The 12,700-nt window shown below is 40.2% G+C and carries 13 protein-coding genes and 2 pseudogenes; 11 read left to right on the top strand and 4 right to left on the bottom strand.

Features of this window, described 5'->3' with window-relative positions:
• Positions 1-393: 393 nt before the first annotated feature.
• The 3 genes from ACX27_RS02665 to ACX27_RS02670 are packed head-to-tail and all read left to right on the top strand — an operon-like array spanning position 394 to position 1,998.
• Complete coding sequence (locus tag ACX27_RS02665; protein WP_062288050.1) at positions 394-1,080, top strand: glycosyltransferase family 39 protein; 687 nt, start codon at positions 394-396, stop codon at positions 1,078-1,080.
• A complete protein-coding gene (locus ACX27_RS31480) occupies positions 1,043-1,351 on the top strand; it encodes a hypothetical protein (protein ID WP_144427386.1) in 309 nt (102 codons plus the stop codon). Before ACX27_RS02665 ends, ACX27_RS31480 begins: the two co-directional genes overlap by 38 nt.
• Positions 1,324-1,998, top strand: coding sequence for a hypothetical protein (locus tag ACX27_RS02670; protein ID WP_062288053.1), 675 nt, complete (start codon positions 1,324-1,326; stop codon positions 1,996-1,998). Before ACX27_RS31480 ends, ACX27_RS02670 begins: the two co-directional genes overlap by 28 nt.
• On the opposite strand, the gene ACX27_RS02675 is transcribed toward ACX27_RS02670, so the two are convergent.
• On the bottom strand, positions 1,982-2,599 hold the full coding sequence (locus ACX27_RS02675; RefSeq protein WP_062288057.1) for a TetR/AcrR family transcriptional regulator: 618 nt from the start codon (positions 2,597-2,599) through the stop codon (positions 1,982-1,984). The genes ACX27_RS02670 and ACX27_RS02675 overlap by 17 nt on opposite strands.
• On the opposite strand from ACX27_RS02675, the gene ACX27_RS31485 reads away from it, so the two are divergent.
• Both ACX27_RS31485 and ACX27_RS02680 read left to right on the top strand, forming a co-directional pair.
• The gene (locus ACX27_RS31485; RefSeq protein ID WP_144427387.1) at positions 2,593-2,796 is read left to right on the top strand and encodes a hypothetical protein; all 204 of its coding nucleotides are present in this window, start codon (positions 2,593-2,595) and stop codon (positions 2,794-2,796) included. The genes ACX27_RS02675 and ACX27_RS31485 overlap by 7 nt on opposite strands.
• 397 nt (positions 2,797-3,193) lie before the next feature.
• Positions 3,194-4,390: pseudogene (locus tag ACX27_RS02680) on the top strand (ABC exporter membrane fusion protein).
• 81 nt (positions 4,391-4,471) lie between these two features.
• Here the strand turns inward: ACX27_RS02680 and ACX27_RS02685 are convergent.
• Positions 4,472-4,969 (bottom strand): cupin domain-containing protein, encoded by a 498-nt coding sequence (locus ACX27_RS02685; protein ID WP_062288060.1) that lies wholly within the window; start codon positions 4,967-4,969, stop codon positions 4,472-4,474.
• Between the two features lie 96 nt (positions 4,970-5,065).
• On the opposite strand from ACX27_RS02685, the gene devC reads away from it, so the two are divergent.
• A complete protein-coding gene (gene devC / locus ACX27_RS02690; protein WP_083468887.1) occupies positions 5,066-6,241 on the top strand; it encodes an ABC transporter permease DevC in 1,176 nt (391 codons plus the stop codon).
• Between the two features lies 1 nt (position 6,242).
• The gene (locus tag ACX27_RS02695; protein ID WP_062288063.1) at positions 6,243-6,935 is read left to right on the top strand and encodes a DevA family ABC transporter ATP-binding protein; all 693 of its coding nucleotides are present in this window, start codon (positions 6,243-6,245) and stop codon (positions 6,933-6,935) included.
• Positions 6,936-7,264: 329 nt separating this feature from the next.
• Here ACX27_RS02695 and ACX27_RS02700 read toward each other — a convergent pair whose 3' ends face one another.
• A complete protein-coding gene (locus ACX27_RS02700; protein ID WP_062288066.1) occupies positions 7,265-7,999 on the bottom strand; it encodes a DUF1995 family protein in 735 nt (244 codons plus the stop codon).
• A gap of 637 nt (positions 8,000-8,636) precedes the next feature.
• Between ACX27_RS02700 and ACX27_RS02705 the strand changes: the two genes are divergently transcribed.
• The 4 genes and pseudogenes from ACX27_RS02705 to ACX27_RS02720 all read left to right on the top strand — a co-directional run bounded on the left by ACX27_RS02705 (position 8,637) and on the right by ACX27_RS02720 (position 11,940).
• A complete protein-coding gene (locus tag ACX27_RS02705; RefSeq protein WP_062288069.1) occupies positions 8,637-8,954 on the top strand; it encodes a hypothetical protein in 318 nt (105 codons plus the stop codon).
• A gap of 159 nt (positions 8,955-9,113) precedes the next feature.
• Positions 9,114-10,842: pseudogene (locus ACX27_RS02710) on the top strand (succinate dehydrogenase/fumarate reductase flavoprotein subunit).
• A gap of 286 nt (positions 10,843-11,128) precedes the next feature.
• Positions 11,129-11,353, top strand: a complete 225-nt coding sequence (locus ACX27_RS02715) for a hypothetical protein (protein ID WP_062288072.1) — start codon at positions 11,129-11,131, stop codon at positions 11,351-11,353.
• A 236-nt stretch (positions 11,354-11,589) separates the two neighbouring features.
• Entirely contained in the window at positions 11,590-11,940 is a 351-nt protein-coding gene (locus ACX27_RS02720; protein WP_235526470.1) for a DUF29 domain-containing protein, read from the top strand.
• A gap of 39 nt (positions 11,941-11,979) precedes the next feature.
• Here the strand turns inward: ACX27_RS02720 and ACX27_RS02725 are convergent, their stop codons facing one another.
• The gene (locus ACX27_RS02725) at positions 11,980-12,678 is read right to left on the bottom strand and encodes an MIP/aquaporin family protein (protein ID WP_062288075.1); all 699 of its coding nucleotides are present in this window, start codon (positions 12,676-12,678) and stop codon (positions 11,980-11,982) included.
• Between the last annotated feature and the right edge of the window lie 22 nt (positions 12,679-12,700).

Raw genomic sequence — 12,700 nt, forward strand, 5'->3', positions numbered from 1 at the left:
TTGTTGGCATAGAGGCCACAAAATTTGTGCTTTCTTCTTCAAGACCTAGAGACAAAGATTGTGGCTTGGAACGGGTGTAAGATTTGGAATACCTTTAACACACATCTTGTACCTGACGATTAAAATCGCGGCTACACGAACAAAGCCTGCCTAGCCTGCGGCTTCTGCGAAGCAGTACGCAGGCTCAAAAAGCTTGACTTTACGTTAGTCCGCGCAGCCGGACTTCGTTTGTTTAGCCACGACTTCAGCCGCCCGGTGCAAGATATGTGAAATCCAACAAGAGAGAGTATTTTTCCGGTAGTTTACTGACGACCGGATGAGTAAAATTTAGGTTTTACGGCAGTGCATTCGGCTAAATCCTGACTTTGTAAATATTCTCTCACTTTTCTAACCATGAAAATTCTACATTACAAACAAGAATATATCTGGCTAAAAGTTCTTGTTATTTCTATCTTGATTTTAGGAATTTATTTCCGATTTATTAACCTTGATGGCAAAGTTTATTGGAATGATGAAGTTTATACTTCATTATGGCTTTCTGGTCATGCCAGTACAGAAATTATTGAAAAGTTTTATAATAGTGAAATTGTTAATGTTAGCCTCTTACAACAATATCAACAAATATATCCATCCCAAGGTATCAGTAATGCCATTGTGCGGCTGGCTATAGAAGATTCTCAACATCCGCCACTGTATTATATTTTGGCATGGTTTTGGTCAGTTTGGTTTGGTAATTCTGTCGCTATAATTAGAAGTTTATCAGCCGTTATTAGTGTAGTTTCTTTCGTCAGCATATATTATTTATGCCGAGAATTATTTACATCATCTTTAACAAAATGGATAGCTGTTTCACTGATAGCTATTTCGCCGTTTCATTTATTATATGCTCAGGAAGCTAGAGAATATAGCTTATGGACATTAACTATTATTATTGCTAATTACACAATTCTCTTGGCTTTAAGAAAAAAAACAGTTATTAGTTGGGTTATTTATGCAATTTCCCTAATTTTGAGCTTTTACACATTTTTTATTCTCAATTTTTGTGGTGCTTGGTCATGGCATTTATATATTAGGTATTAATGGGTTCAAAAAAACTCAGTCATTAATTGCTTATTTATTATCTGTCACAGCCGCTATTATCGCTTTTATTCCTTGGCTGATAGTTATTTACCAAGGTAAAACTTCTGGCAGAATTCAAAGGTTAGATTGGATAACAGAAGCGACGAGTTTACCTGCATTCATTGGAAAATGGCTGCTAAATATTACCAGGATTTTTTTAGATTGGGTAATTATTAATGAAAATACCTCAATTAAATCAATAATTTGGTTAATACCATTACTTTGGCATTGATAGTTTTGATTGGTTATGGATTTTACTATCTCTATCGTTCAATGCCTAAAACTACTTGGTTATTTATCTTCACTTTAACTTTAACAACGGCAATAGCCTTAATAATTCCTGACATTATTTTTGGCGGTAGGCGTTCGGGAGTGGCAAGATATCTGATACCGACATTTTTAGGAATTCAATTAACAGTCGCTCATCTTTTGGCTAGTAAGTTAGTCTCGATTCAAAGCATAAAATTGCAAAATATCTGGAGATTAATTACGATTTTTCTCATCTCTTGTGGGGTGATATCTTGTGTAATTATTTCCTCTGCTGAGATTTGGTGGAATAAAGGTACGGCAAATAATTTAAGATTAAATCAAGTTGCTGCTGTGATTAATAAAACCTCTCGACCTATATTAGTAAGTGATGCTAAATTTCCTTATATTTTAGGATTAACTCATATAGTTAATGCTGATGTGAATTTTCAGCTAACTACTCAGCCGCAAAATTTGGTAATTCCCAAAGCCCCAAATAACTTATTTTTATTCTATCCATCAAGAAAGTTACGCCTATATTTAAAGGTGAAATATAATCTAGAACCTGTTTATCTAGGGAAAAATCCAGTTTTCGGTTTATGGAAAATCCAAGCTGTTAATCAGCGCAATTGACAATTAGGTGGGTCAAGGCATCGATAATGCGATCGCTCTCCATTGGCATAATATTCTTACCGTGCATAATCTCCTGTGTCATCACAAAATGCACCAGTGAACCAATGAGTATTCTGGCTGTGGCTTCTGGGTCGGGGATGTTTAATTCCGAACAAGATGCTAAATATTTACTGATAGTCTCAATGGCGGGTTTGGCAATACTCGCAATAAATACCTGCGCCAATTCTGGGAACCGCGCCGACTCTCCCATTAACAGCCTCTCAAATGCTTGATATTCTTGGTCATTTACCATTTGGTCTAATGCTGTTTTGGCTAACCGCCGCAGCACAATATAAGGTTCCCCCTGGAGTGGTTGCGTCCCCAAAATGGAATGAAACCGCTTTCTAGCCAATTTTTCGATTAATGCCCGAAATAACCCTTCTTTATCTTGAAAATGACTGTATACCGTGGCTTTAGAAACGTTGGCGGCTTCTGCTACCTTATCCATACTTGTAGCCGCGTAGCCGTGGGCGAGAAACTCCTGCATTGCCCCTTGGAGAATCTTTTCGACTTTTTCTGTTGAATTGGAACGGTCAATTTCTCCCACTTTTGGGCGTGCCATGTTGCAATATTCCTGATTTTTGTAATCGTTCTGTAAGATTTTCTGTAGCCCAGGACTTTACCCGCCAACATTGGTCTGTTGGGAGAGGTTGGGTGGTAGGGGTGGTAAGGGTATGGGGTGTAAGGGTTTTAGATACATACCACCCCTACACCCTTACACCCTTGCTCACACCCTTGATTTTTCGCCTCACTGCTTAAGTCCTGTAGCTGTAACACCTGATTCGGAAATAAGTTTAGCAATGCTTTTAAATAGTAAATACTTTTTCGCGATCGCTTGACTAAACTACTCGGTTTAGTATAATCCTAATTATATAACTATACGGTTTAGTTTTGTATTTCCCGCTTCATTGTTCTTGAATAACCGTTAAGCATCTACAGCCAAACTGGGTCATGACATTTACCAAAGAAGAATTCTGAATTCAGGAGTCAGAATCCAGAATAGATGCTGTGCGACTGGATGATGATTTTAAAATTAGCCCAAACCTTTAACTATTCTGAATTTTGAATTCTGCCTTCTGACTGCTTCTCATCAAAACTATATTTTGCCACCGGAATTTGAATCAACCAATTGGAATGGTTTCAAAGGTATGCTATCGTGCAGAACTCAAAGCTAGGCAGACCGATATCTCGTCAGTCCATTTTCCGTCCACCTTTTTTGATAGCAACTATTGTATCTTTAACCGTAATTGGCAGCAGTATTTTTACTGTGTTGAAATTTCGGGAAGTTGCTAACCAAAGGGCGCAAAATTCATCTGTGCTGTTACCAGAAATTAAAACAGTCACAGCTTTAGGGCGAATTGAACCAAAAGGAAAACTGATAAAACTCTCAGCTTCGACCTCAACAGAAGTTAGTCGAGTCGAACAATTATTAATTAATGAAGGGGATAAGGTAAAAGCAGGGCAAATAATTGCCATTTTAGATAATCGCGATCGCTTAGAAGCAGCATATAAAGAAGCACAAGAACAAGTAAAAGTCGCCCAAGCGAATCTCAACCGTACCAAAACAGGCGCAAAACGCGGAGCTATTGCCGCCCAAACCGCGAAAATTGCCAGCCTCCAAGCCGAACGTCAAGGTGACATTGCTGCTCAAGTTGCCACTGTTTCCCGCTTACAAGCCGAAGTCGCTAACGCTGTCATTGAAAACAATCGTTATCAAATTCTGTTTAAAGAAGGTGCAATTTCCGTTTCCCAACGCGATAGCAAACGCTTAAATTTAGAAACTGCCCAAAAAAAGTCTCCAAGAAGCCCAAGCCCAGTTAAAACGCATTCAAGCAGCTAGTGAACAACAAATCAAAGAAGCCACAGCTACATTAGACCAAATTACTGAAGTGCCGCAAGTCGATATAGAAGCTGCCCAAGCCGAAGTCAATCGCGCCATAGCAACCATGAATCGAGCCAAGGTAAATTTAGAACAAGCTTACGTGCGATCGCTGCAAGATGGTCAAGTGATTGAAATTCATACCCAGCCTGGAGAATTAATTAGTAACGATGGCATTGCGGATATTGGACAAACTAGCCAGATGTATGTTGTCGCCGAAGTTACGAAAGTGATATTGGCAAAGTCAGCCCAGGACAAAAAGTCAAAATCGTTGGTGATTTTCTACCCATTGAATTACAAGGAACAGTAGAACGCAAAGGCTTGCAAGTGCGGCGACAAAATCTCGTGAATACTGACCCTTTGAGTAACATTGATAACCGAATCGTAGAAGTACATATCCGACTCGATAAAACATCTACTCAAAAAGCAGCCACCCTCAGCAATATGCAAGTCAAAGTGGTGATTCAAATTTAGCTTGAACAGCAAGAAGCAACGCACCATCATCATGCGGTGCGTTACGGCTGATTTTTATTCTCGTAACTACTCCAGTCAGCATCAATTCTCAGCAGATTGTTTACTACTCCAAAAAAGTTGAAGTGCTGACTCATCAAATATATAAGCTGACTCACTATCCCTAATCACTCGTTTACCAAGCCGAGGAAAAACAGCGACATCTAAACCTCCTGCTTCTCCACCCATCAGGTATACAAGGTCTTCATTGAATGGGTTACGAAGATGATGGGGTTGTTGGGGTAGTCCAAATCCCATAAAGTCTCCTGGTTCAACTTCGTATGACTGATCTCCAATTTCCGCAATACCTCGACCTGACAAGATGTAAACCCATTCTTCTTCATTCTGGTGAGCGTGATAAATGAAAGATTCCTTACCCGGAGGTACACAAGCGATCGTTACACCAATGCGTTTAAGACCGACAGCACGCCCAAGGAACCTTAAATAAATTTCTGAATTGGGATTGAGCGGATGATGAAACTCAAATGGCTCCATTGAATTAATGTCTGTTGCTTTCAGCAGAGAATGTTGTTCATCAGTCACGTTGATGTCCTCCTATCAAGTTAGCAAACGGTTTGAACATCACAATAAAGCCTAAATTTACTTTTCTTTGACTGTAATTACAAATTACAAATTATGATGCTGGGAATAATCAAACACATACAGCGACGCACACCTTTAGGATGGCTGCAACTGAGTCATGAAAAAAGTCGGCTGTTGGTAGCATTATCGGGTATTGCCTTTGCTGATGTGCTGATGTTTATGCAGCTTGGCTTTGAGAGGGCATTGTATGACAGCAATACAAGACTGCATCGCAGTTTACAAGCAGATATTGTCTTACTTAGTCCGCAAGCCCGTAACTTGCAAAGTATGTCTTCGTTTTCGCGGCGACGCTTGTATCAAGCGATGGATGTACCAGGGGTTGAGTCAGCCGAACCAATGTATTTTAGTAACAGTATTTGGAAAAATCCCCAAACGCACCGTGAGACGGGGGTGTTAGTGATTGGGTTTAATCCTAATAAACCAGCCTTTGATTTACCCGATGTCAACCAACAATTACAAACCATCACCTTACCTGATAACGTACTATTTGACCGTGGTGCGAGAGGTGATTACCAAAAAGCGATCGCCCAAATTGATCAAGGCAAAATTCTCACCACAGAAATGGAACGACGCACAATTAGAATTAGTGGATTATTTCAAGTTGGTGCGTCTTTTGGGGCGGATGGTAGCTTGATGACTAGCGACCAAAACTTTTTGCGGATATTTCCGCGGCGACAGTCCAGTAGTATTAGTTTGGGTTTAATTAAAATCAAACCCGGCTATGAACCGAAACAAGTAGCAATGGCATTGAAATCACACCTGCGAGATGATGTCCAAGTGCTAACACATGCCGAATTTATTGAATTTGAAAATAACTTTTGGCGAACCAATTCACCCATTGGATTTATTTTTAGTCTGGGTGTATCAATGGGGTTTGTGGTGGGAGTAATTATTGTTTACCAAGTTCTTTCTGCTGATGTGAATGCCCATATCAGAGAATATGCCACATTTAAAGCGATTGGCTACCGCAATTACTATTTACTTGGTGTAATTTTTGAAGAGGCATTAATCTTAGCATTACTTGGCTTTATTCCCGGAGTTGCAGTGTCTCTAGGACTTTATCAACTAACTCGCGCTGCGACCAATTTACCAATGTATATGACTTTAATGCGGGGATTGCAAGTAATAATTCTCACTTTTATTATGTGTGCAATTTCTGGGGCGATCGCTACTCGTAAACTCCAATCTGCCGACCCTGCGGATATGTTTTAAAATGACTCATAAACCCATTATTGCTATTAAAAATCTCAATCACTACTTTGGTCATGGGCCACTACGTAAGCAAGTCTTGTTTAAAATCAACTTAGAAATTAATGCTGGTGAAATTATTATTTTGACAGGCCCTTCTGGTTCTGGTAAAACTACTTTATTGACTGTAGTTGGCGGGTTACGCTCCCCACAATTTGGCAGCTTACAAGTTTTAGGACAAGAACTTTGTGGTGCGACAGCAGACCAACTAGTTAAAACCCGCCGCCATAACGGTTATATTTTTCAAGCACACAACCTACATGGTAGTTTGACAGCAGTGCAGAATGTCAAAGTTGGTTTAGAATTACACACCCATATTAGTTCCCAAGAAATGCAAACTCGCTCAATTCAGATGTTAGAGCAAGTTGGTTTGGGAAATCACTTACATTACTATCCCGATAAATTATCAGGTGGACAAAAACAACGAGTTGCGATCGCCCGCGCCTTGGTGAGTTACCCCAAAATTGTTTTAGCCGATGAACCGACAGCCGCCCTTGATAGCCAATCTGGCAGAGATGTTGTGAACCTGATGCAAAAACTTGCTAAAGAACAAGGCTGTACCATCCTGATGGTGACACACGACCATCGAATTTTAGACATAGCAGATCGCATTGTACAGATGGAAGATGGCAAGTTAGTGCAAGCGGTCAAGAGATAAAGCGTTTTAGTGTTGAATTTACACGTTTTGACCGCAAAGTAGTGTTTCAATAATCCAACTTACTACACATCAACTAAAAAAATTATTCACAACATTGTCGCGTGTTTGCAATATTATCGTCACATATATATGTGATATTAAATGCTGTATTTGGTTACAAAATGCTTTTTTTTGGGTATAAAGGTAGGGCTGCCTACCTTTTTTTTTATTTATCAAAACGCAATAAAAAACCAGGAACAGAGAAATAAACGTAATTTTTGATATCCCCAACTTTTTCTAAAAGTTGGGGATATGATTTAAAAAAATATTTCTCTGCTATCTCAGCTTCACTAACTACTCAAAGCTTTGATAAACCGTTGCAAACTCTTAAACATACTAGGCTTTTTCACAGGTGCAGCGTCACTTGAACCCTGCGATCGCCCCTGCATGAGAAGATAATCTATATCATCGCCCGATGGTTTTTTGGGTAATTCGGCAATTATTTCCCAATTTTCGCCTTGTTGTACCAAAACTTCCCACTGTCCGGGATAGCAGCGAAATACAGCCGTGGTTTCATCAACTGGGCGTAGGTAATAACAAGATTCAATTGTATTGAGAAACCTTTGGCGGACTTGTCTGGCTGCATAACCAATACCCACAGTCCCAGAATCTTCTAAGCGTGGGTTTAACATTACCAATGGGCGATCGCCAATAATTTCACAAACTTTTTCTAGTTGGGGAATTTCCACAGCAGTGGGGGAAACAAATAAGAAAATTTCGTCTTCTGGCTGAATTTTAGATTGAATCGAAACAGCCCTACCTGTACCAATATCCAGAATTTGGAATGGTGCATCTACCCAATCACGACGGGCTAAGGCTGCACCGCCAGCATCAGCAAAGAACACTTTCAACCGCGACTCATATTCAGCAAATAGCGGTAGAAATTGTTCTGCTACAAGCATTTGTTTGAGTTCTGGGAACAGCAAATCAACTTGTACACGATTGTAACCATCTGCTAAAGCGGCTTTTGTAGCTTCGCGGGCTTGGGCGATCGCATCTTCAAGACTGTCAGGAAGTTGAGTCATAGTTAATATCAGGTTTGAGAAATTGAATCACCAATGCCTAATTTTTGCAGTTTTACCGCCCAGCGATCGCGCCTCTTCATCTTTTGACTGCTAAATAGAGAATGGTGATACCATTTCACGAAAATCTTGATACAAGTTCATTGGTTTTTTAATTTTTTCCCCCTGCTCCCCTGCTGCCCATTTGTATCAAACTTAAAGTGAAACGGTATGACGTTCTCTCCCGTTAACCTTGGGTGTAACAAAAACTTCTAATTGAGAACTCGATATTGGATGACAACAACTATTAATAGCTGGCTTATGAGTTTGGCACACCAAAAATCAAAAGTCACCGAACATAGAGATTTTAGTGAATGGGCAGCCGAACTATCAAAAATATCTATTCTGCCAAATCTAAAAACTAAATTAAATTAAATTTAAAATAATAAATCTGTCTTATGATTTTCAAAATCATTTGAATTAAGATAAAACCTGTTAATTAACTTTTAAAATCAAAATATGCTCAATCAACAACTTTTGTAACAAAAAAAAATGAAGTGTAAAGTGATATTACAAACATTGCAAAAATATTTAGAAATTGTTTTATAGCCAAACATGGCTCTAACGTAGAACCTATAGGTAAAGACTTGAGGCAAGTGTAATGAACATTAGTGATATTAAAAACTATCGATTTGTCTGTACCCTGACCTTTGGCGATATTTATGGTCAAATTATTGTGTGGCTGATTACAATTGCAGTTAGTCTGGCATCTGCCCTAGCACTCATGGGTGCAAGACGACCAGTATATGCTTTAGCAACTGTAGGTTTAATTGTGCTACTTTCGTTACCTTTCTTACTATTTGCTTTTGTAACTACATTGTTAAATCATATTGAACTAGTTGCTATCGAACCAGGAACCAAAACTGTACCTATCCCTGGTAATATTTCCCAGCAAAAACCTGTACAAGCTACTACCTGAAAAGTGGAAAGTAGTAAATTTTATTAATTGTTGGTGTTGAATTCTGAACGAATGATGAAATTCCCTGTCAGCAGACGGGGAATTTTTTTGTAAAGATTGGAAACCGCTCATTGAATCGCATCTCTACAATAGAACAGCAGCTTTTTGCGGGGACTAGTTATGCTGGAACATGATGTAATTATCGTCGGGGGCGGATTGGCAGGATGTCGGGCGGCGGTGGAAATTGCGCGTACTGACCCCAGTTTAAATGTTGCTGTCGTCGCCAAAACTCACCCTATCCGTTCTCACTCGGTTGCAGCCCAAGGCGGAATGGCTGCATCGCTAAAAAAATGTTGATACCGAAGATTCTTGGGAAGCACATGCTTTTGATACTGTCAAAGGTTCTGATTACCTAGCAGACCAAGATGCAGTCGCAATCCTCACCCAAGAAGCGCCAGATGTGGTGATTGACTTAGAACACATGGGGGTTTTGTTCTCGCGCTTACCCGATGGACGCATCGCCCAACGAGCTTTCGGGGGACATGCTCACAATCGCACCTGTTACGCGGCTGATAAAACTGGTCACGCAATTTTGCATGAATTAGTCAATAATCTGCGGCGTTATGGTGTGCAGATTTATCAAGAGTGGTACGTAATGCGCCTGATTTTAGAAGAAGGTCAGGCTAAAGGTTTGGTGATGTATCGCCTTTTAGATGGGCATCTTGAGGTGGTCAGGGCAAAGGCGGTGATGTTTGCCACAGGTGGTTATGGTCGCGTTTATAACACCACTTCCAATGATTATGCTTCTACAGGTGATGGTTTGGCAATGACTGCACTTGCAGGTTTACCCCTGGAAGATATGGAGTTTGTGCAGTTTCATCCTACAGGCTTATATCCAGTCGGGGTGCTGATTTCCGAAGCTGTGCGGGGAGAAGGGGCGTATTTAATTAATAGTGAGGGCGATCGCTTTATGGCAACCTACGCACCCAGCCGTATGGAACTAGCACCTCGTGATATTACCTCACGGGCGATCGCTTACGAAATTCGGGCGGGGCGTGGTGTGCATCCCGATGGGAGTGCTGGCGGCCCCTTTGTCTATCTGGACTTGCGCCATTTGGGTAAAGAAAAAATTATGAGTCGCGTTCCCTTTTGTTGGGAAGAAGCCCACCGCTTAGTCGGTGTTGATGCAGTGACTCAACCAATGCCAGTCCGCCCGACAATTCATTATTGTATGGGTGGTATACCTGTGAACACTAATGGTCAAGTCCGCAGTAGTGGCGATGGTTTAGTAGAAGGCTTCTTTGCTGCGGGTGAAACTGCTTGCGTTTCCGTTCACGGTGCAAATCGGTTAGGTAGTAACTCGCTATTAGAATGTGTAGTTTATGGCAAAAGAACTGGGGCGGCGATCGCTCAATATGTGCAGCAACGTAAATTACCTACTATAGATGAACAACGTTATATCAAAGAAGCCCAGCAAGAAATTCAAGCCTTATTAGAACAACCAGGAGAGTACCGCATTAACCAAGTCCGCCAAGCCTTTCAAGACACCATGACCGAATTTTGTGGCGTTTTCCGCACTCAAGAATTGATGAGTCAAGGTTGGGAAAAAATCACACAAATCCAACAAAAATATTCTCAGGTTTACTTAGACGACAAAGGTAGTTGCTGGAATACCGAACTAGTAGAAGCTTTAGAACTGCGAAGCTTAATGGTTGTCGGGCAAACCATCTTAGCATCAGCCTTAAATCGCCAAGAAAGTCGCGGCGCACACTTCCGCGAAGACTTTCCGCAGAGAGATGATGTGAATTTCCTCCAACATACAATGGCTTACTATTCACCCGCAGGTATTGATATTCAATATCGCCCTGTAGTGATTAATATGTTTCAGCCACAAGAGAGGAAATATTAATTAGACATAATGAATAAATCGAGGGGACTTTCAACACATTGTCCACCTCGATTAAAAATGAACTGTAGCAATCTGATTTGATTTATGAACTTACTCGTGAAGGTAGGGAACGAGAAACAGAAAGTATACTGTGTTTTTTCAAAAAAAAAATAAGAGTCCTATAGAACCTAATTGCGTCTGGTTGCTTTGCAGTACGGAAATTACTACATATATATTACGTATTTCCCTATTTAGATAGATGTTACCAGTTAGGCAGGCTAAATAAGTAAACGAAAAGAGAACTAATATGGCTAAAATATTTTCATCAGATGTAAGTATCGAAATTGATGGAAGAATTTACAAAGGTCAGTACACTATTACGGGAACATCACTTACGGTAAGTTCTATTTACGGCAGTGAATCTACTTTTAAATCACCCGCATCTTTGCAATATAACGAAACAATAGCACAAATCGTCTTACAAGGAATAGTAGAAAATTACCTTAGACAGAAGAAGATTTCCAAGAAATAGCAGAAATACTCAAGCGGAAACTGAGTAGCAGCGAAGAAACTGTTTGAAATATTTTAATTGAGAGGGGCGATCGCACCTGCACATACTAAAACTTATGCAAGAGTTTGTCCAAATATCCCTTACGTAAACAGCCATGTCTTTCTTAAAATCCCACTCACAAACTCTATATAATACCGACTACTTGCAATGGATAGAAACAACTGTAAAAAAAATTGCAAAATCAGGACTATGCAAATGTGGACTGGGAAAACCTCATTGAAGAAGTTGCGGATATGGGAAGGAGTGAGCGTCGTAGCCTCAAAAGTAATCTGATTGTGATTCTGGTGCATTTACTAAAATGGCAATTTCAGCCTGAACACAGAAGCGGTAGTTGGGAAGCAAGCATCATTGAGCATCGTAGACGTGTAAATGAAGCTCTACATGAATCGCCTAGTCTTAACTCTTATATTGACAGCATCTTTACAGAGTGTTATTCACAAGCTATTAAGCAGGCAAAAGCCGAAACTGGTTTGCCTATAGAATCTTTTCCTAGTATCTGCCCTTACAAAATACTAGATGTGATCAATGATGAGTATTTACCTGAGTAAACAGACATATTTTTCTCAACTCTAGATTATTTCTCATCTTCACTTTCTACAATCCTGAAAGCCGTTGGAAAGTAGCCGATATACTACTACTGCTAATTGCGCTCCTAAAATTGGTGCTATCCAATAAACCCAGTGATGCTGCCAAATTCCGCCGACAAATGCTGGTGCAAATGAACGCGCGGGATTCATACTTGCACCAGTAATTGGCCCCATAAATGCAGCTTCTACTGCTACAGTTAAACCAATTGCTAATCCAGCAAAACCTATGTGTGCGCGTCTATCTAATCCTGAACCGAAAATAATCAGCATCAAAATAAAAGTCAACACAAACTCTAATATTAAAGCCTGCATCCAATTATTATTCAGTGGTAAAGTTGCACCTAAATTGCCAACTTTTCCTAAGCTAATTACTAGTAAAGCTGAAGCTGCGATCGCTCCTCCTAACTGTGCCAAAATATAAGGTAGTACTCGACATTTTGGCAAAAAACCACTCGTCCAAAAAGCCAGCGTCACGGCTGGATTAAAATGTGCGCCACTCAAATGTCCTAAAGCATAAATTAACGCCGCTACCACAGCACCAAACACAAAACTAATACCTAAATGTGACACAGCATTTTGACTGATGCTGTTCACCATCACTGCACCAGTACCTGCAAACACCAAAATAAAAGTTCCAATTGCTTCCGCTAAAGCTTCTCGCCAGCAATGCGCCAACGATTTTGCTAAACCTGAGTTCATTCTCTTACTCAGAACTTTTGCA

This window comes from Nostoc piscinale CENA21 (assembly GCF_001298445.1).
In the GTDB taxonomy this organism is placed as follows: Bacteria; Cyanobacteriota; Cyanobacteriia; order Cyanobacteriales; family Nostocaceae; genus Nostoc_B; species Nostoc_B piscinale_A.

Coding starts and splice junctions, on each gene's coding strand:
- ACX27_RS02665 (WP_062288050.1), top strand. CDS start 394: ATGAAAATTCTACATTACAAACAAGAATATATCTGGCTAAAAGTTCTT.
- ACX27_RS02675 (WP_062288057.1), bottom strand. CDS start 2,599: ATGGCACGCCCAAAAGTGGGAGAAATTGACCGTTCCAATTCAACAGAA.
- devC (WP_083468887.1), top strand. CDS start 5,066: ATGCTGGGAATAATCAAACACATACAGCGACGCACACCTTTAGGATGG.
- ACX27_RS02695 (WP_062288063.1), top strand. CDS start 6,243: ATGACTCATAAACCCATTATTGCTATTAAAAATCTCAATCACTACTTT.
- ACX27_RS02700 (WP_062288066.1), bottom strand. CDS start 7,999: ATGACTCAACTTCCTGACAGTCTTGAAGATGCGATCGCCCAAGCCCGC.
- ACX27_RS02705 (WP_062288069.1), top strand. CDS start 8,637: ATGAACATTAGTGATATTAAAAACTATCGATTTGTCTGTACCCTGACC.
- ACX27_RS02715 (WP_062288072.1), top strand. CDS start 11,129: ATGGCTAAAATATTTTCATCAGATGTAAGTATCGAAATTGATGGAAGA.
- ACX27_RS02725 (WP_062288075.1), bottom strand. CDS start 12,678: ATGAACTCAGGTTTAGCAAAATCGTTGGCGCATTGCTGGCGAGAAGCT.